This is a genomic window from Prevotella sp. HMSC077E09, assembly GCF_001814685.1.
Lineage (GTDB): Bacteria > Bacteroidota > Bacteroidia > Bacteroidales > Bacteroidaceae > Prevotella > Prevotella oris.
Map to the genome: position 1 here is coordinate 32,898 of NZ_KV817514.1, position 19,867 is coordinate 52,764.

Below are 19,867 nucleotides of genomic sequence, written 5' to 3' on the forward strand. Positions count from 1 at the left end.
CCCTCCTTATTGATTATTTGATTTTAATCTTCTTTCCAGCACGGATATTGCTACCTTTTATACCGTTGAGGCGTCGCAGTTGCTTGACAGAAACTTTGTTGCGCTTTGCAATTTCCGATAGCGTGTCACCCTCGCGGATGGTTATACTCTTGCTTTTTTCCTTGCGTCCTTTCTTCTTCTTGCCTTTCTTATTGCTGTACTTGCTTGATGAAGCATGGCTTCTGTGAGCACGGCGATAGCTGACAAAGGTTGGCTCTTCATCGTTTACTTCGACTTCTGTGCGTTTGCTTGTCAGGTCTTCCGGCATATATTTATAGATAGCTTCTTCGTTGTCGATGAACTTGGTGACCATTGTTGCAGGCAGACGAAGCGTTGACGGACGCCAGTTTCCATTGATAATGTTATGTCGGTACTGTGGATTTAGAGCTGCTATCTGGTCAACATCAAGTCCTAAGACATGTGCCACCTGCTCAAAATGGAGGTCACGATTGACAACAACAGTGTCTGTTTTCATGGGTAAATCAGTTGTCATCGGACAGATATTGTGCTCACAGTAGTAGTTCATGATATAGTTTGCAGCAATAAAGGCAGGTACATAACCACGCGTTTCTTGTGGAAGATACGGATAAATCTGCCAGTAGTCGTTCTGCTTAGAGCGATGAATGGCCTTGTTGATCTTGTCAGGTCCGCAGTTATATGCTGCAATAACAAGATTCCAATCACCGTAGATTTTATAAAGATCACTCAGGTAATGAGCTGCTGCATAGGATGCTTTTACGGGGTCTCTGCGTTCGTCTACGAGTGAGTTTACAGTCAGATTATAGCGTTTTGCCGTGTTAATCATGAACTGCCAAAGACCGGTTGCTCCCACTCTTGATACGGCCCGAGGGTTCAATGCCGACTCAATGACAGGCAAATATTTCAGTTCCAAAGGAAGTCCATAGCTTTCCAAGGCCTCTTCAAAGATAGGCATATAGAAGTTCTGTGCCCCCAACATGTAGCTCACCGAGCGTCGAAGATGGCCACTGTATCGGTCGATAAACTGCTGGACAACATTGTTGTAGGGCATCTCAATAACGGTAGGAAGCATGGCAAGACGCTTCTTGTAGACGTCTATATCATAAACGGGATTGACATCAGGGAGGTTGCATGTGGTATCAGGACGAAGGTAAATCTTCGTGTTGTAAAGGTGCATCAGGCTGTCAAGTTCCATGGTCATGGCTTCTGGGAGGTCGATTACTTCCTCCTTACCCTGTGCGTTCGTTACGGTGATTTCTGTCTGTTCGTTGTCGTCTTCCTCGTTGTTTACGACTTGAGCCTGTAGCTTACAAGTGCTGATAAACAAGAGTGAAAGGGCGATTAAATATGTTTTCTTCATTCTGTTAAATGGTTCTTTTTTCCAATTTTGAATATAATTCTCCTTATACCAAATCTTTGTGAGGTCAGAAGTTGAGGCTGCAATGCACGCCAATACCTCCGGATTGTAAGGGATTACGATGGTTGTTTGTATTCACAACAGCAGGTTCGACACGTAGACTAAGGTCTTTAGAAATGTCAAACTCCGACAGGGAAGCGTCTACATAGGCGTCAATAACCGACAAGGCATACACGCCAACAAGCACAAAGAAACTCATGTCGCGCCATCGGCGATAGCGGTCTTTGCGGTTCTTGAACAATGTTTGATAGCGGCTGATGTTGTCTTTTGTAATCTTTGCTCCTAAGTGCATGAACTGGTTATAGCTTTCAGTTGTGGGGTCATTATCCGTGATATCCATGTAAGCCTGTGAGTAATCGTGATACATTTGATTATTCCAACTCAAGGCATATGCACAACCTACGATGCCACCATATATGATGGGAAGCTTCCAGAACTTGCGGTTGTAGATCTGACCCGCACCAGGAAGCACTAATCCTAACCACAAAGCACGCTTCGGGTTGGGCTTCCATGTGGCCCAATCACGCTTCTTTTTCTTAGTCATCACCACAGAATCAGTAGCCAAAGTGACGCTGTCTGCATGCGTAAGCACTTCGTTTGCCTTGAGATGTGCAGTGTCTTGCAGAGGCATATGAAGCTCTTCATTCTGTGCCTTGGTACAGAATGGCAGGATGAGCAGGGCTACTGTGATAATGATATGCGTCAGTCTTGATGAAGACATGCTTCAGTCTTTCAGTTTGTCAAAGAGGTTCATGATGCGTTCAAGCTCTTCTTCGTTGGCAAATGGAATACTTATTTTTCCTTTACCTTTAGAGGAACAGGTCATCTGAACCTTTGTGTTGAGGAACTTAGCCAATCGGTTTTTGAGTACACAGAACTCTTCCGGCAATTGATTTCGGGCGATTATCTTCTTCTTTCCACTTTCAATGTCATCGCCATTTTTCAATGCCTGCACCAACTCTTCAACCTTTCTTACGGAGTAACCATTCTTCAGTATCTCCTTGAAAAGCTTGATTTGAAGTGCCGGACTGTCTAAGGCAAGCAGTGCACGGGCATGCCCCATGTCGATTTCTTTCTTTTGTAATGCCATCTGAACCTGTGCAGGAAGCTTCAGAAGACGCAAGTAGTTGGTAATTGCCGTACGGCTTTTCCCGACACGTTCCGACACTTTCTCCTGTGTCATTCCGTTGCTCTCAAGCAAATGCTCATAAGCCAAAGCAATTTCGATGGCATTCAAATCCTCGCGTTGGATATTCTCCACGAGGGCCATTTCCATGACGTTTTCGTCTTTTATCGTGCGGATATAGGCTGGAAGTGCCTTGAGACCAGCCAATTGGGAAGCTCTCCAACGACGCTCACCGGCAATGATCTGGAACCGATTGTCGGCAATCTGGCGGAGTGTGATGGGCTGAATGATACCTATTTCTTTTATGCTGTTGGCCAAATCCTGCAATGCTTCATCGTCAAATTCACGGCGAGGCTGGTTGGGATTGGCTTCAATCTGGTCGATTGCTATTTCGTTGATAGTCGATGATCCCTGTGTGCGCACGGCATCTGTTGATATGAGTGCGTCAAGACCACGACCTAAACTGTTGTATTTCTTGTGTACTGCCATTTTCTGTTTCGTTATTTATTCCCCAGAATTATGGGTCATGCATTCCTGTTAATCAGTTCTTTTGCTAAGGCCAAATGGTTCTTTGCACCGGTTGAGTCAGCATCGTAAAGGATGACAGGAAGGCCATGGCTGGGGCTTTCGCTTAGCTTCACATTGCGCTGAATAACCGTCTTGAACACCAATTCCTGGAAATGTCGCTTCACTTCATCATAGATTTGGTTGGCCAAACGGAGACGACTGTCATACATGGTCAGCAGGAACCCCTCAATCTCCAATTGCTGATTGAGTTTGCTCTTGATGATTTTAATGGTATTAAGCAACTTGCTGATACCCTCAAGGGCAAAGTATTCACATTGCACGGGAATGATTACAGAGTTGGCTGCCGTCAGTGCATTGACCGTAATCAGCCCCAAAGAAGGACTGCAGTCAATGAGAATGTAATCATATTCACTGCTGATAGGAGCAAGGAGATTTTTCAAAACGCGTTCGCGGTTGTCTAAGTTCAGCATCTCGATTTCGGCACCAACAAGGTCAATGTGGCTCGGAATAATATCCAATCCATTGATATCTGTGGTATAGATAGCATCGCGGACATCAGCGTGGTCAATGATACATTCATATAGTGAGCAGTCAACATCCTTGATGTCAACGCCTAAACCGCTTGATGCATTGGCTTGTGGATCGGCATCAACCACGAGAACTGTTTTCTCAAGAGTGGCCAAAGAAGCCGCCAAGTTAATGGTCGTTGTGGTCTTACCCACACCGCCTTTTTGATTAGCTAAAGCTATAATTTTTCCCATTTTGAAAAGAGTTTATTTGTTGGCAAAGTTACATATTTTATATGAGAAATACGAGAAATAAACCTTTTTTTCGTACTTTTGTCCCAAACTAACATTGTTTATGATGAATATTAAGCGTCCTTTTATACTGATTTCGAACGATGACGGATATCATGCCAACGGGATAAAGACTCTCGTTTCCTTTTTGAAAGACCGTGCCGACCTGTTAGTCTGTGCTCCGGAAGCAGCCCGTTCTGGTTTCTCCTGTGCCTTTTCAGCTACTCTTCCCTTGCGTTTGAAGCGTCGTCACAATATGGGTGACGTAGAAGTGTGGTCGTGTAACGGCACACCTGTTGACTGTGTGAAGCTTGCCTTGAGTCAACTTTGTGGCGACCGACGGCCTGATCTTGTGCTCGGTGGCATCAATCATGGTGATAATTCTACGGTCAACACCCACTATTCTGGCACGATGGGCGTAGTCAGAGAGGGCTGCATGAAAAATATTTCGTCAGTGGCTTTCTCCTCATGTAACCGTGATGAACAGGCCGATTTACGCTATCTTCGTGATGATGTGTGCCGGATTGTCGACAAGGTTCTTGCAGAAGGCCTGCCAAAGGGTGTCTGTCTCAACGTGAACTTCCCCAAACAGCCTCCTTTCAAGGGTGTAAAAGTGTGCCGGATGACCTTTGGAAGCTGGATAAACGAGGTCGTAAAGGGACATCATCCGCATGGATATGACTACTATTGGATGGCTGGTGAATGCCGAAATGATGAGCCTGAAGCCGAAGATACCGACCAGTGGGCGCTCAATCACGGTTATGTGGCCATTACGCCGACGCGCATTGATGTCACCGATTATCAGTTTATAGACACTGTGAAATCGTGGAATCTGTAACCGAACGCCGCAGTTTATGAAGTATTATCTGATTGTCGGCGAGGCCAGTGGCGACCTTCATGCCTCTCATTTGATGGCTTCGCTGAAGAAAAATGACAGCGAGGCATCGTTTCGTTTCTTTGGTGGCGACCTGATGTCTGCTGTTGGAGGCACCCGCGTAAAGCACTATCGGGAGCTTGCCTACATGGGTTTTGTGCCCGTTTTGCTGCATCTTCGCACGATATTCCGCAATATGTCGTTTTGCAAGAAGGATATTGTGGCTTGGCAACCCGATGTGGTGATACTTGTCGATTACCCCGGTTTCAATCTCAATATTGCCAAGTTTCTGAAGCGAAACACCAATATCCCCGTCTATTATTACATCTCTCCGAAGATATGGGCATGGAAAGAATGGCGCATCAAAGCTATTCGGCGAGACGTTAAAGAGATGTTTTCGATACTGCCGTTTGAGGTGGCTTTCTATGAAGGAAAGCATCATTATAAAATCCATTACGTAGGCAATCCGACGGCACATGAAATACATGATTTTCTTGAAAACTATCATGTAGACTTTGCTTCCTTTTGCAAAGCGCATCATATTGACAGAAAAAAGCCGCTCATTGCATTGCTTCCCGGCAGTAGAGCGCAGGAAATCAAGGATAATCTTGTGCCGATGTTGCGTGCTGCCTGCCGCTTTTCAGATCGCTACCAGATAGCCATTGCCTGTGCACCTTCCATTGACAAGGCTTATTACCGGCAGGTCATTGATGCCGCAGAAGGCCTTTCTGACGGTAGTTTCTGCCTTGTTCATAACGACACCTACGGCTTGCTTGCCCACGCTGTTGCTGCCTTGGTGACCAGTGGAACAGCCACTTTGGAAACTTCATTGCTGCATGTTCCGCAGGTGGTTTGCTATAAGACGCCTGTGCCTCGACTTATCCGTTGGGCGTTCAATCATATACTTTCGTGTCGTTTTATCTCATTGGTTAATCTCATTGTCGATAGGGAAGTCGTTCCCGAACTATTTGCCGACCGCTTCTCTGTGCAGAACATTGCCTCCGAACTTGAACGGATTTTGCCTGGGAATGAGGGGCGGACAGTGATGCTCAAGGCTTATGAAGAAGTGGAACGGCGCTTGGGCAATGACATAGCTCCCGACAATGCAGCTCGCTTAATGGTCAATCTTCTGCGCCAGGAAGCCGCTCGTTACCAATAGTCCATAGGGTTCATGTCTTGGAGGTAAACGCATCTTTTCTGTAAACTTAATTCATAACCGATTTGCATTTACTTCTCAAATTCATTATCTTTGCATCGGGGAGAGTGGCCATTTGCTTTCCCCTTTTTTATGCCTTGTTGCAAACGGTGGTGCAATATGTATCAAATCGTGTTCTAATCTCAGTCGAATGGGCTTTTAATCAGCGTCAAAATACATGGTGATTTGAGGCATATTACATGGTCGTTTGATGTTCATCGTGTTGTGAAAAGATTGCAATGAGGAGTTTTGTTCATGGATAATATAAAATATGTAAATTGATTTTGTCTGCTTTTTTGAGTTTTTTATTAAAAAAGTTTAATGCAGAAAACGGCCAAATCAGGTGTGTTTTTAAGGATTTCAAAGGTTGAAAGCGCAGACGTCTTTGTTGGTTTCGTGTTATGATTTGAGGATAAGTGCCAAGCAAATTCTGCCGACTTATCTTGTTTTCTGATTTGTTTTGTTGTCTTTTTTCGCTTGATTTCATGGTTGTGAAAGCATCTGTCAGAGTCAGAGTCTTAAGACTGTAGAAACAGAGAAAATAGGGATGAAACGGTATGTTTAGGCTTAATAGACAGGCTTTTTGTACAATATTGTAAGTTATTTGAACGATATTTCACAGTTGTTATTTAAAAAATGTGTATTTTTGCAACATGGACTTTTATCTCTAAACTGTTAATCATTTTCATCAGACGACTTTGATGATTGTCTGGTCAGCTATTATTATGATATACATATTTACTGTTAAAAACCTTTATATTTAGCATAATGGAAAAACAAATCATTCGATGCAGTATGTTCATGCTGCTTTTAAGTTTTGTGCCCACTATTCCTATGTATGCTTTGAAAACAGAAAAAACAGAACAATCCGACAGGACGATTGATCTGTATGGCACTGTTTTTGACGATATGGGAGCTATTATCGGGGCATCGGTAAAGGTAGTTGGGAGCAAGACCGCTACCGTGACGGATGTGAATGGAGCGTTTCATCTGCGTGTACCTTTAGGCGCAAAGCTTGAAATCTCCAGTGTGGGTTATAAGTCGAAGACCGTAGTTTGCAAGGGCGAAGGACGGTTGAAAGTGAAGTTGGAAGAGCAGACCGTAGCGTTAGATGATGTGCAGATCATTGCCTATGGCTCCACACGAAAGGTCACGGTGACAGGTGCTTTGTCTTCAGTCAATAGTGATGAACTGACGAAATCGCCTGTTGCGAGCATGAGCAACTCGCTGATTGGAAAGGTTTCCGGCTTATCGGGTATTCAGTCGAGCGGTCAGCCGGGAGCTGATGGTGCACAGTTGTTCATCCGTGGTGTCGGTTCGTTGAGCACTTCTTTGTCGCAACCGCTTATTCTTGTTGACGGAGTAGAGCGTCCTTTCTCACAGATTGATCCGAATGAAGTGGAGGATGTGACGGTGCTGAAAGATGCTTCTGCCACGGCAGTATTCGGTGTTCGAGGTGCTAATGGCGTTATCCTTGTCACAACAAAGCGTGGCACGAAAGATAGGCCCCGCATCAGTTTTACAACGTCAGTTGGCTTTCAAGTGCCTTCACGTGTGCCTGATTTTGCCAACAGTTATGAGTGGGCTACGCAGTATAATAAGGCGCAAGCACATGACGGAGTGGCTGAAGATATGCTCACCTTCAAGCCCGATGACTTGGAGAAATTCCGCACACACAGCAGTCCTTTGACTCATCCTGATGTGGATTGGACGGGAGAGATGATCAGAAAAGCCGCTGTTCAGTCACGTCATAACATTCATATTTCGGGTGGAACAAACCGTGTCAGATACTTTGCTTCATTGGGTGTGCTGACCCAGGAAGGCCTGTTCAAGGTCTATAAAAATCGAAATGACAAAGGATTTAAGTATAATCGTTATAATTATCGCATCAACTTGGATGTTGACTTGACGCGTACTACGACGGCACAGATTAACTTAGGCGGCTATTTGAACAGTCGTCGCGAGCCAAACTACAATAATGGATCGACCAAGTCGAGTGATTTCATCTTCCGTGACCTTTATTCTGCAGTGCCTTTCAGTGGTACCGGACTGGTTGATGGAAAGCGGATACGCATGAGTTCGAACCGATTTGCAATAGGAGAACTACAGGATGGTCTGAATATCTATTATGGAAAGGGATACAATACGACGGCCAATAACACGCTTAACTTTGACTTTACGCTGAAACAGAAGCTTAATTTCCTTACAAAAGGGCTTTCCTTCCACGTGAAGGCAGCTTATAACAGCGGTGTAAGTATCTATAAGCGTCGTGAAGGACGTGAGCCTTTGTATGAAGCAATCAATGCTCCTGACGGCTCTGTAGCCTTGAAATTGGTTGAAACTTATCGTAAACTTGACTTCTCGGAGTCGGATGGTTTGAGCAAGAACTGGTATCTTGAAGGTGCGTTCAATTACAAACGCAATTTCGGTCAGCATCATGTTTCGGCCTTGGCGATGTATAATCAAACCATGAAATACTATCCCTCAAGCAGTTATGCAGATATTCCGCGCAGCTATGTGGGCTTGGTTGGTCGTGCCACTTATGACTATATGACACGCTATCTTTTGGATCTTAGCGTGGGATACAATGGTTCTGAGAACTTCGCTAAGGGTCGCCGATTTGGAGTTTTCCCCGCAGGTTCAGTGGGTTGGATTGTTTCTGAGGAGAAATTTTTCAAGCCGTTGCGTCCTGTTGTGGACTATTTGAAGTTCAGAGTCTCTTATGGTAAGGTGGGAAATGACATCACTCGGGACAACTCCCGCTTCCTTTATCTGCCTGATACCTATAATATCAGCTCTGGAAGTTATAGCTTTGGCACGACAACGAACACAAAGATACTCGGTGCCTCAGAAGGAAAAATTGGCAATCCCAATGTGACTTGGGAGACCGCTTTCAAGCAGAATTACGGTATAGATATGAAGCTTTTCAAGAACAACTTATCCATTAACTTTGATTACTTCATAGAACATCGTCGGGATATTCTGATTTCTCGTGGTGTCATTCCTGGCTATCTTGCCGTGCAGCTGCCTACAATGAACATGGGAAAGGTGAATAATCATGGTTTTGAAGTAAGCATGCGTTGGCAGGATAAAATACGTACTGCCCGATATTATATAGGTGGAAATATTTCCTATGCCAAGAATAAGGTTGTCTTTATGGACGAAATCAAGTATCCTTATGAGTGGATGCAGCGTACAGGAAAGCCTGTAGGTCAGAATTTCGGTTATGTTTTTGATGGCTATTTCACAGAAGCAGAGGTTGCTGAATATGAGCATACGAAAGGTACAGAGGGCGGTATTCCAGATCAAGGAAGCGGATATGTTCCACTACCTGGCGATGTGAAGTATAAAGATTTGAATGGAGATCACAAGATAGATGAAAAGGATATCCGCGATATTGGTTCTCCGGCATATCCTCTTTTGACGTATGCTGTGAACATGGGAGTGTCATGGAAGGGCTTTGATCTAAGCATAACGCTTGCCGGAGCATCGAAGACTTCGCGCTTCTTGAGTGGCCCTTACCGCATACCTTTCGGCGAAATGAACAACTGGAGCCTTATGCGCTACATGATTAATGATGCATGGACGCCTGAAAAGGGTAATGCTGCAGCAGCTCCCGCCATATCCCTTCGCAACAAGTCTCATAACTATTTGGACTCAGACTTGTGGCTGAGGAATGCTTCTTACATACGTTTGAAGAATATAGAAGTGGGATATTCGTTTGCAAAGAACGTCACACGTGCGTTGCATTTGAATAGCTTGCGCCTCGCTGTATCGGGATATAATCTGCTGACTTTCGATCATTTGAAAGTCTGTGACCCTGAAGCTAATCCAGATGGAAGGGCATATCCTTTGATTAAAGTTATTGATGTAGGATTGAAAGTAGGTTTTTAAGCGATGAAGAATATGGAAAAAATGAATAAGATATGGAGCCTCTTTGCAGGTCTGATGCTGACAATGAGCATTATATCGTGCGAGGATCTGGCATTCGGTGAACGTTTTTTGCAGAAGCCCCCCAGCACAGATGTCACCATAGATACTATATTTGGGAAGGCAGAATATGCCAGACGAGTGCTTTGGCGCAGTTATCAGTATCTGCCATATGGTATGGAAACCAATGGATTTTGGACGCAGATGTGCATGAGTACCATTGAAGGACTTACTGATTTGAATTATGATAATATCGGATATTCGGCACTTTCGAATACATATTACCCTGGATTATACAATGCTTCGATAGAGGATAATACGCGTATCAATGCACATCGTACGAAAATGCAGTTCTCTCAATCGGGCATTTGGACAGGTGTGCGCCATGCTTGGCTGTTATATGAGAACGTAGATAAGGTTCCTGACATGGATGAACAGGAGAAGTCGCGACTTAAAGCAGAAGCAAAGATGATGGTAGCTGTGTTCTATGCTCACATGCTTCGGCATTATGGATCTCTTCCAATCATTGATCATGCTATCTCTGCTGACGATGCAAGCTTTCCAGCTCGGGCCACTTTGCAGCAAACAGTGGATTTCATTGTGAAGCTGTTGAACGATGCTATTGCCTGCGAAGACTTCCCTTGGAGTGTTCCTGAAAATGAAATGGAGAACTGGGATGGCCGAATGACGAAGGCTGGTGCTATGGCATTGAAGACTCGTGTCTTGCTTTTCGTTGCCAGTCCACTGTTCAATTCCGATGCGCCTTTTGCCAAAGGAGAGGCTTCTGATAAGAAGATGACATGGTGGGGGAACTATGATAAGCAGCGTTGGAAACAAGCTGTTGATGCCTGCAAAGAGTTCTTTGATGCGCTGAATAAAAATGGTTTCTTCAAGTTGGTGCAGGCTGGTGACCATGGTATTACTACCGAGCGCGAAGCCTATACCAGTGCTTATTTCGACCGAGGAAATACAGAAACACTGATATCATGCCGTAGAACATTCCTTTGTACGAAGAATAATGGACAGTTTGATAAGGCACTTCGATGGGGAGCTTATTGCCCGACGAAAGAGTTCTTCGATATGTTTGAGATGAAAGATGGCCGTCCTTTCGATTGGAAGAACCCCAAAATGGCAAAGAACCCGTTCAAAGATCGTGATCCACGACTATATGAAAACTTCATTTTGGACGGTGATAAGTATAATGGGCGAACTGCAGCGATGACAGATGTCAATCCTAAAGACAAGGCCAACTACCCCAAAGGAAAGGATTGGGAGCAAGGAAGAATGCACAAACTGAGCCTTGCAACAGGTTTGGCATGCCGCAAGTGGGGACTCGATAGAAATACAGAAGCCTACAACCGACCTGTACAATGGCCGATGATGCGACTTGCTGAAGTCTATTTGAACTATGCAGAAGCCTTGAATGAATACTATGATGGTCCCACACCAGAAGCTTATCAAGCTATCAATACCGTTCGTGCGCGTGTCGGTATGCCTGCACTAAGTGGTATGAGTAAGGAGGATTTCCGCAAAGCAGTGCTGCATGAACGTGCGGTTGAATTTGCATATGAAGAGGTGAGATTCTTTGATTTGATACGTTGGAAGATGTATGATGTCTTTGAAACACCGCTCCATGGTCTCCATGTCTATAAGCACAAGAAAACCAAGGAATATCTCATAAAGCCTTTTGCCTTGACAAAATATTACCGTGCTTGGTGGAAAACAGGCTGGGAACCACGTATGTGTTTGAGTGCATTCCCCTCAAAGGAGGTTAACAAAGGCTATGGATTAGTGCAGAACCCAGGTTGGGAGTAAGTCTATGATGTAATTTAAACATGAATAAAATGAACTATAAATTATATTTTGCAGCGCTTCTTTTCTCTCCGCTCTGTATGTCGGCTCAGACTGACAGCTTGCTGACAGAGAAGAAACCTCATAGAATAACCTATGGTCGTGACGTGTCTGTCGACCAGAAGGAAGCTACGGTTGCGGCGTCTTTCATAACCAGCGAGAAGCTTACGCATCGTAAGGAAACAAATCCTCGCAATGCTCTTTATGGCTTGATACCAGGCTTGGAGGTGTTGCAGAACCAAGGTGCAGCTTGGGAAACTACGGGCCGTCTCTTTGTCAGAGGCAATGGAACACTCAGTAAAAAGGCGCCTCTTGTTTTGGTTGATGGCTTTGAACGTGAGCTTGGACAACTTTCAATGGATGAAATTGAATCAATAACTGTGTTGAAAGATGCAGCTTCAACCGCTCTCTATGGTATGCGTGGAGCTAATGGAGTCATTGCAGTGAAGACGAAACGAGGGATGAATGGTGCGCCGAAAATCAAGTTCTCTTATGAGCTTAACATGGCAACTCCGTTCCGAAAGCCTAAATTTGTTGACGGACATACCTATGCCATAGCTTTGAATGAGGGTATGCAGAATGACGGACTTGCACCGCGTTACGATGCTTCCGAACTTTCAGCATTCAAAGATGGAAGTCTGTCTGATGCCTACCCCAATGTAGATTGGTGGGGAGAGTCGCTTCGAAACCATAGCTTTGGCAACAATGTTACATTCTCTGTAACGGGAGGTGGCAAGTTTGTTAGATATTTCACACAGTTGAATTATCTGAATGACAGCGGTATATTGCGACCTGTCAATGATAACCAAGGCTATTCAACACAGCTCAAATATTCTAAGTTAAACATCCGTACTAACCTTGATATTGAGTTGGGACGCAACACGATGTTGCAGTTGAATATGTTTGGAACATTCTCTGAACATAACCGCCCCAATGCTACAATCTCTGATATTTTCACTGCGCTCTATAAGGTACCTTCTGGTGCATTCCCTATAAAGAATGCTCGTGGGGTATGGGCTGGTACGACAGATATTGAGACCAATCCTGTAGCAATGATATCCGGAACGGGTTATGCACGCGCACAACAAAGAAACTTCTTTGCCGATTTAAAGCTGACACATCGATTGGATTTTCTCTTGAAAGGCCTTTCGGTTGGTTTGCAATTAGGTTTGGATAACAATGCTTCTTATTGGGATGGAAACGCTCGAAAATATGGCTATGAACAGTCTACATATGATTGGGCAAGCAGGAGCTACACTTATAAGAACCTGCGAAATGAAACGGCATTGAGTGCCAGTCATTCAGTAGGTGCATCGAATAATCATTTCAATTTCAATGCATTTGCCAACTTCCAGCGCGATTGGGGCCTGCATTCTTTGGCCGCAACTGCACAATATCGTATGGATAAGTTAATCGCCAAAGGGCAAAATACATCGTATGCTTTCATTGATATTGTCAGCCAGTTGCACTATGCTTACAAGCATCGTTATCTTTTTGATGTGTCGCTATCGGAGTCGGCTTCAAGCATCTTAGATCCCAAAAGCCGTTGGGGAGTTTTCCCGGCAGCAGGCATTGGCTGGATTGTGTCAGAGGAAACGTTTGCCAAACGCGATTGGTTAGACTTCTTGAAACTGCGTGCCAGCTATGGTATCTCAGGCGGTGCAGACTATGACAACGACCTCTTTATCGATATGTATGGCAATGGTGGTAGTTTCTTCTTTGGTAAAAACCCTCTCAAGCATAATGGTTTGCGCTTGACCCAATTGGGTATTTCCAATCTGACTTATGAGAAATCACACAAGCTGAACATTGGTTTTGACTTCCGTACCTTTAAGCATTTAGACGTAACGGTTGATTTCTTCTACGATCATCGCACGGATATTCTGGTGGATGCCAATGGAAAGGTATCTTCATTGTTTGGTCTTCCAGTGCCCAAAGAGAACTCCGGTGTAGTGGATAATCGCGGTATTGAAACCTCAATTCGTTGGAATAAGTCGCTCAAAGACTTCCATTATGCTTTGGGAAGTACTTTCTCTTTTATTCGCAATAAAATCGTAAACCAGAACGAGGAATATCGTCCTTATGGCTATTTACAGCGTACAGGCAAACGCATCGGCCAGTACTTCGGCTATGTAGTAGAGGGAATTTATCAGAATCAGAATGAGATTGACCAGCGTAATGTCAAGCAGACATTGTCGCAAGTGAAGCCGGGCGACCTTAAATATAAGGATCTCAATAATGATGGTATCATTGATTCGTATGATCAGAAAGCTTTAGGCTACAGTGCATTCCCTGAGATCTACTATTCTTTCGATTTGAATTTAGATTACAAGGGATGGGGACTTTATGCCATGTTCCAAGGCATTGGCAATGTCAGTGTAATGGCTAACACGCCCAGTGTCTATCATCCTTTGTTTGGAAATCGCACGATTTCAAAGGAATACTACGACAACCGTTGGACTCCGGAGACTCCGAATGCGCGCTATCCACGGCTGACTTCTGTCGGTTCGGTTAACAACTACGCGAATAATTCCCTTTGGATTAAGAATGGAGCCTATTTTAAGTTGCGCACATTGGAAGTGTATTATCATTTCAAGAAGCATCAGTTAAAGCCATTGAAATACGTGAATGCAGCCAAAGTCTATGTTCGTGCATATGATCTTTTCAGTCTTGATCATATCAAGGTAATGGATCCTGAGAACATGAAAACAGGCCATCCAAGCATGACACGCTATGCTGTTGGCTTCGATTTGAAATTCTAAAATATTCGGTTATGAAACATATTAAAATCACAACACTGCTTGTCGTTACTGTCAGTATGTTTGCCAGCTGTGACTTTCTGAATACTTCGGAGTCAACATATTATGACCGTAGCGAACTGTTATACGACCCTTCAAAGGTTACACAGTTGTGCACCGAGGTCTATAGTTACTTGCCCAATGGGTTGGAAGGCATTGGGGGTGCCATGCATGATGCTGCTACCGACGATGCCATTCATATCAACAACACGGCTGCTATTCAGCGTTTTGTCAATGGAAGTTGGTCGCCCAACTATGTCGTTGATGATGTTTTTGCCCATTACTACAAGGCAATTCACGACGCAAACTTCTATTTGGAAAACTGTCTGGGCCTCACTTTTGAGGATTGGAAATATACAGATGGCTTCCAAGACACCTATACAAGCTATCTCAATTACCAGTATGAAGTGAGATGTCTGCGTGCTTTCTACTACTTTGAATTGGTCAGACGTTATGGTAATATCCCGTTGATTACAAAGACACTCACTAAGGAAGAGGCAAAAAAGGCAGAGCCTGTTTCGGCAGAAAATGTGCTTCGTTTCGTCATTGATGAATGTACCGATGTGGCTCAACATCTTCCTGCAAAGACAACAACACTCCCCGGAGGAGCTGCCAATATGCAGCGTGTCAGCAAGGGAGTAGCATTGGCTTTGAAATCAAGAGCAACGCTCTACCTTGCCAGTCCGCTTTTCAATACCTCGGGAGATGTTGCAAAATGGGAGGCTGCTGCCACTGCCGCATTTGATGTTATCCGTCAGGCTTCAGCCTTTGGCTATGCCCTTGACGATGATTACAAGAACCTTTTCGGTGCCACCAACAATCAAAGTGCAGAGGTTATCCTTTGCCGTCCCGAGGGAAAGACTACGCACTTTGAGTCTGCCAACTATCCTATTGGAGTTGAAAAAGGGTCAGGTTATACCTGTCCGACAGAGAATTTAGTCAGCGCTTACGAGATGTCAGACGGCAGTTCGTTTGATTGGAACAACCCGGTACAGGCAGCTGATCCCTACAAGAACCGTGACCCACGTCTTCAAATGACTGTTGTGTTCAACGGAATGCAGTGGCCTGCGAAAACACCCGTAGAGACTTATCATGGCGGACGTAACGGACAACCACTTCTCAATGCGACAACAACAGGGTATTATCTGAAGAAATATCTCAATAACAAGGTGATATTTGAGGCTGGAAAGAATACAAACAGCTTCGATCACAACTGGATATTGTTCAGATATGCCGAGATATTGCTGAATTATGCAGAAGCAATGGCCGAGGCCTATGGCCCAGATCAGGTGGTAAGTCCGTTCACAATGAGTGCACGTGAGGCCGTAAACCTTGTCCGTTCCCGCAAGAATGTGAAGATGCCTAAATTCCCGACAGGAATGTCAAAGGCCGATTTCCTTGCCCGTTTACGCAATGAACGACGCGTGGAACTGGCTTTCGAGGGACATCGTTTCTGGGATTTGCGTCGCTGGAAAGCCCTTGGTGACATGAAGGATATCTATAAAGTGAATATCGAAAAACGGGCTGATGGCACGCTGACTTTCGCAAAAGAAAAGCTCTGCACGTATGAGATAACCGACAAGATGTATTTCTATCCCATCTCGAATGCAGAACGCTATAAGAACACTAACTTGAAACAAAATCCCGGTTGGGGTGAGTAAGCGGAGTAATCTTTCTCTTGCTGTTTGTGTTAGTGTCATCAATTGACTTTACAAGTATCTCTAAATTCTTTATCTTTGTTTCGGGGGAGAGCAACTGTTTGCTTTCCCCTCTTTTGTTTTTTGTTGCAAACAACGATGCCGAATAAACTAAGATTGCATATGATTTCACAGTTGGCGTTCCTTTTGTTAAAATCAATCATGAATGTTTACAAATGCTTTCAAATCGTTCGCGTATTTGAAACGCGTGTTCTCTCCGCTCTGAATATGCGCCGTATTCTTTCAGTTTGCAATTCTTTGACTATCAACAAATTATGAGGTTTGACGCAAGATGCAGGGCAAAATCACATTGCCAGGCATTGCAATTTGCATCAAATTGCAATGTGATTTCAGTCACTTTACCGCCCAATATGACTGAGATGACCGTGCGATTTGCTGCAGATTACAAGGTCATTCGATGCAAAATACGGCTTCTCTCAACATGATTTCACATTGCTTCTTGACTTTAATTTCATAACTTTATGATAGACAACGGATTACAAACAATCAAAATACAGCACGTATTTTGAACGAGAGAGCCTGACATTTTGAATACGCGAGCTATGCAACGGCTATTGTAAAGTTTCTTGAAAGAAATTAACCTATAATTCGTTACGTAGGATGATACTGTGCCATATCAAATGCTTTCGCGCGTTTCGTGCAATGGATGACAGCAGCGCAAAAGCTTATCTACAAGACCATGAATTGCATGAAACGCGCGAAAGCGTAGGAATATCCCGATAAAGAAGACTACAAGAAGGTGATCTGACCAAAGAAATCGGGACGATGAAAGTCGGGAGATGCCACGTCAATCGGGTTCCAAGAGAGGAAATGAGGACGCGAAGTCTTGTCACCGCACTTATAGAAATTGGCACGCATCTGCTGTCCAGACAGGTCAACTAAACGGTGCCGGAAGAATGAGGACACGGGAACGACCAACGAAAGTTCCCAAGCCTGCGCCCCATTCTTCGTGTCAAAAGGTGTTCTTCCAAGTGAAGCCCAACGGTCAATCTGGCCGAGTAGTGCAACAGGTGCAGGTGTTCTGTGCTCTCGTGTCTGTCCATTGCAAAGCAGAACTGTACCGATACAGTTGGTTTCAAGATTGTAATAGCCTCCTTCTGCATCGGGACTGACAAAGAATTCACAGCATGAATCCTCCCACACGGGACCGAGATCATTGCCCGAAACAGCGCGTACACTATCCTCTTCTACCCGATAATGAATCATGATAGCATCGCCTTTATGGGCTATGGCAAATTCAACATGGGGGCAATAAGGGTAGTCTGACGGCCAATCTACAGTGTCTATCTTGTGATATTCAACTTTTTCGGTCTTGAAAAGAGAGGGAATATCAGCAGCTTTCACCTGCTGACAATCTAAACGTTTTACTTCTATTTGTTTCATTTCTTTAGGATTTTATGCTTTACTCCACTACTTTCTTTAAGGTCTGTCAGCAGGTTTTACACCGAATTTCGAAGGCTTGCTGCCCATCATAAACTCTAATTTGCCACCGCGAACGATATCCTTGAAGTCGATATATGAACGGGTATAGGGCTTCCCATTCAGCTTAACGCTCTGGATATACATGTTTTCTTTGCTGTTGTTATGCGCAATAATCCGGAATGTTCTGCCCTTACCAACGTTCATGGTAGCCTCATCAAAGAGTGGAGAACCAAAGACATAACGACCTCCAGCAGGTTCAACTTGATAGAAACCCAAGGAAGAAAGGATGTACCAAGCAGACATCTGACCCACATCTTCATTACCACTCAGACCATCAACGTTATCATGATACATCGTATTGAGCACCTCGCGAACACGCGAAGCGGTTTTCCAAGGCTGACCGGCATAGTCATAGAGATAGACAATATGGTGGCTGGGCTCGTTTCCATGCGCATATTGTCCGATCAAACCCGATATATCAGGGGAAGCATCTTCGCCCATGTCGCCCTGCACAATGAAAAGAGAGTCGAGCTTGTTTGTAAAGGGTTTGTCGCCACCGAAGATTGAAATGAGACCGTGAACATCATGAGGCACGAGCCAGATATACTGCCATGCAGTGCCTTCTGTATAGTCGTCAGCACGGTGAATGGTCTTGAATGGGTCGAAAGGTTCGCGGAAATGGCCCTTGGAATCAATGCCCCGCATGAACTTAGTCTGCTTATCGAAGTAGTAATCACGGTAAGATTGGCTGCGTTTCAAGAAGTACTTATAGCCTTTCTCGGCCTTTAACGCCTTGGCTAATCTTGCAATACAGCCATCAGCCAAGGCATATTCCAAGCCTTTGGCTACGGTTTCATGAGTGGGGTCAAGGTCGCAAGGAAGATAACCATACTTTTTTAACAAGTCCAAACCACGGTCGCCGAAGAGCTGTGTCTTCTTAGCTGCATCCAAAACTGCATGCTTATCCACGTCGAAACCCTTCAAGGCAATGTCTACAAGCACAGGAATACCAGGGTTACCCACCATGCAATCAGTTTCATTCCCCTCTAAATACCACACGGGAAGACGGCCTTGTTGCTGGGCGATATGCAGCATGGTTTGTGCAATGTCGCGTTGTTTTTCGGGATGAATGAGCGTCATCAGCGGGTGAGCAGCACGATAAGTGTCCCACAAAGAGAAGGTGGTATAAGGCGTGAAGTCACCGTGATAGGTCTTGCCATCAGCACCTCTGTACTCGCCATTCACATCATTAAACACCGAAGGTGCAGTCATGGTGTGATACAAGCTTGTGTAGAAAATGCGTTTATCGGTAGCGTTGTTGGTATGGATATCAATCTTTCCCAACTCCTTGTTCCATACCGTCTGTGCATCAGCCACAACGGTATTGAAGTTCCAATTGGGCGATTCTTGGTGTAAATTCTTACGGGCATTGTCGATACTTACACTAGAAATGCCCACTTTCACCATGAGCGGTTGACCAGTAGGTTGAAACGAAAGCACGCTCAAAGTATCGCCCTCCATAACCTGATGAGTGATAGGTTGCGAGAATTCGGCTACGAAGAACACACGTTGGTCCTTAGCCCAACCCGTTGAAAAGCGTGTACCTACGACGATATTCTGTCCCTCTTGCTTCATAGAGCAGGCTGTCATCTTGTCCCAACCAATACCTTGCGACAGGTCGAGCACTACTTGTTCCTGCTTCGCATCAGCAGGGAAAGTGTAGCGATGAAAAGCAGTTCGCTGTGTAGCGGTAAGCTCAACGCGCACACCATTGGCCAAAGTTACGGCATAATACCCCGGCGTTGCATACTCAGCTTTATGTGAGAACTTCACCTCGCGCTCGTTGTTTTTCGTCACCGGAAGCAAGGCAATGTCGCCCAAGTCGCCGATACCCGTGCCGCTAAGGTGCATCTGTCCGAAACCAACAAGAACAGAATCGCTGTAATGATAGCCTGAACACCAATCCCAACCCTGCTTCTTCTGCGTCGGGCCGGCTTGGATATGACCGAATGGAACGTTAGCTCCGAGGAACACATGTCCATGCCCTCCAGTGCCCACAAAGGGATTGACATATTGCGTATAGTCTTGCATCGTGGGCTGAGTTGCAGCTTGTAAGCCTGCAACACCAGCGAGTGGGAGCATCAGTCCCAATAACATTTGTTTCATACTGAATATCATTTAGTTACTGATTTC

The 19,867-nt window shown here is 44.7% G+C and carries 12 protein-coding genes; 6 read left to right on the forward strand and 6 right to left on the reverse strand.

Annotated features, from left to right (window positions below):
- Nucleotides 1–13: 13 nt before the first annotated feature.
- The 4 genes from HMPREF2983_RS02835 to HMPREF2983_RS02850 all read right to left on the reverse strand — a co-directional run bounded on the left by HMPREF2983_RS02835 (nucleotide 14) and on the right by HMPREF2983_RS02850 (nucleotide 3,850).
- Nucleotides 14–1,378, reverse strand: coding sequence for a lytic transglycosylase domain-containing protein (locus tag HMPREF2983_RS02835; protein WP_070666550.1), 1,365 nt, complete (start codon nucleotides 1,376–1,378; stop codon nucleotides 14–16).
- A gap of 64 nt (nucleotides 1,379–1,442) precedes the next feature.
- The gene (locus HMPREF2983_RS02840; protein WP_070666553.1) at nucleotides 1,443–2,156 is read right to left on the reverse strand and encodes a DUF5683 domain-containing protein; all 714 of its coding nucleotides are present in this window, start codon (nucleotides 2,154–2,156) and stop codon (nucleotides 1,443–1,445) included.
- Nucleotides 2,157–2,159: 3 nt separating this feature from the next.
- Entirely contained in the window at nucleotides 2,160–3,050 is an 891-nt protein-coding gene (locus HMPREF2983_RS02845) for a ParB/RepB/Spo0J family partition protein (protein WP_004377681.1), read from the reverse strand.
- 35 nt (nucleotides 3,051–3,085) lie between these two features.
- Complete coding sequence (locus tag HMPREF2983_RS02850) at nucleotides 3,086–3,850, reverse strand: ParA family protein (protein WP_004371850.1); 765 nt, start codon at nucleotides 3,848–3,850, stop codon at nucleotides 3,086–3,088.
- 100 nt (nucleotides 3,851–3,950) lie between these two features.
- Here HMPREF2983_RS02850 and surE point away from each other — a divergent pair, with 100 nt between their 5' ends.
- From surE to HMPREF2983_RS02880, 6 genes are all read left to right on the forward strand, one after another.
- Nucleotides 3,951–4,724 (forward strand): 5'/3'-nucleotidase SurE, encoded by a 774-nt coding sequence (gene surE / locus HMPREF2983_RS02855; protein ID WP_070666555.1) that lies wholly within the window; start codon nucleotides 3,951–3,953, stop codon nucleotides 4,722–4,724.
- A gap of 16 nt (nucleotides 4,725–4,740) precedes the next feature.
- Complete coding sequence (gene lpxB / locus HMPREF2983_RS02860; protein ID WP_070666558.1) at nucleotides 4,741–5,919, forward strand: lipid-A-disaccharide synthase; 1,179 nt, start codon at nucleotides 4,741–4,743, stop codon at nucleotides 5,917–5,919.
- 804 nt (nucleotides 5,920–6,723) lie between these two features.
- A complete protein-coding gene (locus tag HMPREF2983_RS02865; protein WP_070666561.1) occupies nucleotides 6,724–9,849 on the forward strand; it encodes a SusC/RagA family TonB-linked outer membrane protein in 3,126 nt (1,041 codons plus the stop codon).
- Nucleotides 9,850–9,852: 3 nt separating this feature from the next.
- Nucleotides 9,853–11,700: a RagB/SusD family nutrient uptake outer membrane protein gene (locus HMPREF2983_RS02870; RefSeq protein WP_070666565.1), complete on the forward strand. Its 1,848-nt coding sequence runs from the start codon at nucleotides 9,853–9,855 to the stop codon at nucleotides 11,698–11,700.
- A gap of 20 nt (nucleotides 11,701–11,720) precedes the next feature.
- A complete protein-coding gene (locus HMPREF2983_RS02875; RefSeq protein WP_210400355.1) occupies nucleotides 11,721–14,498 on the forward strand; it encodes a SusC/RagA family TonB-linked outer membrane protein in 2,778 nt (925 codons plus the stop codon).
- Between the two features lie 11 nt (nucleotides 14,499–14,509).
- Nucleotides 14,510–16,195, forward strand: coding sequence for a RagB/SusD family nutrient uptake outer membrane protein (locus HMPREF2983_RS02880; RefSeq protein ID WP_070666568.1), 1,686 nt, complete (start codon nucleotides 14,510–14,512; stop codon nucleotides 16,193–16,195).
- Nucleotides 16,196–16,981: 786 nt separating this feature from the next.
- Here the strand turns inward: HMPREF2983_RS02880 and HMPREF2983_RS02885 are convergent.
- Both HMPREF2983_RS02885 and HMPREF2983_RS02890 read right to left on the reverse strand, forming a co-directional pair.
- Nucleotides 16,982–17,635: a carbohydrate-binding family 9-like protein gene (locus HMPREF2983_RS02885; RefSeq protein WP_070666571.1), complete on the reverse strand. Its 654-nt coding sequence runs from the start codon at nucleotides 17,633–17,635 to the stop codon at nucleotides 16,982–16,984.
- Nucleotides 17,636–17,671: 36 nt separating this feature from the next.
- Nucleotides 17,672–19,852: a GH92 family glycosyl hydrolase gene (locus HMPREF2983_RS02890; RefSeq protein WP_070666573.1), complete on the reverse strand. Its 2,181-nt coding sequence runs from the start codon at nucleotides 19,850–19,852 to the stop codon at nucleotides 17,672–17,674.
- Nucleotides 19,853–19,867 lie beyond the last annotated feature (15 nt).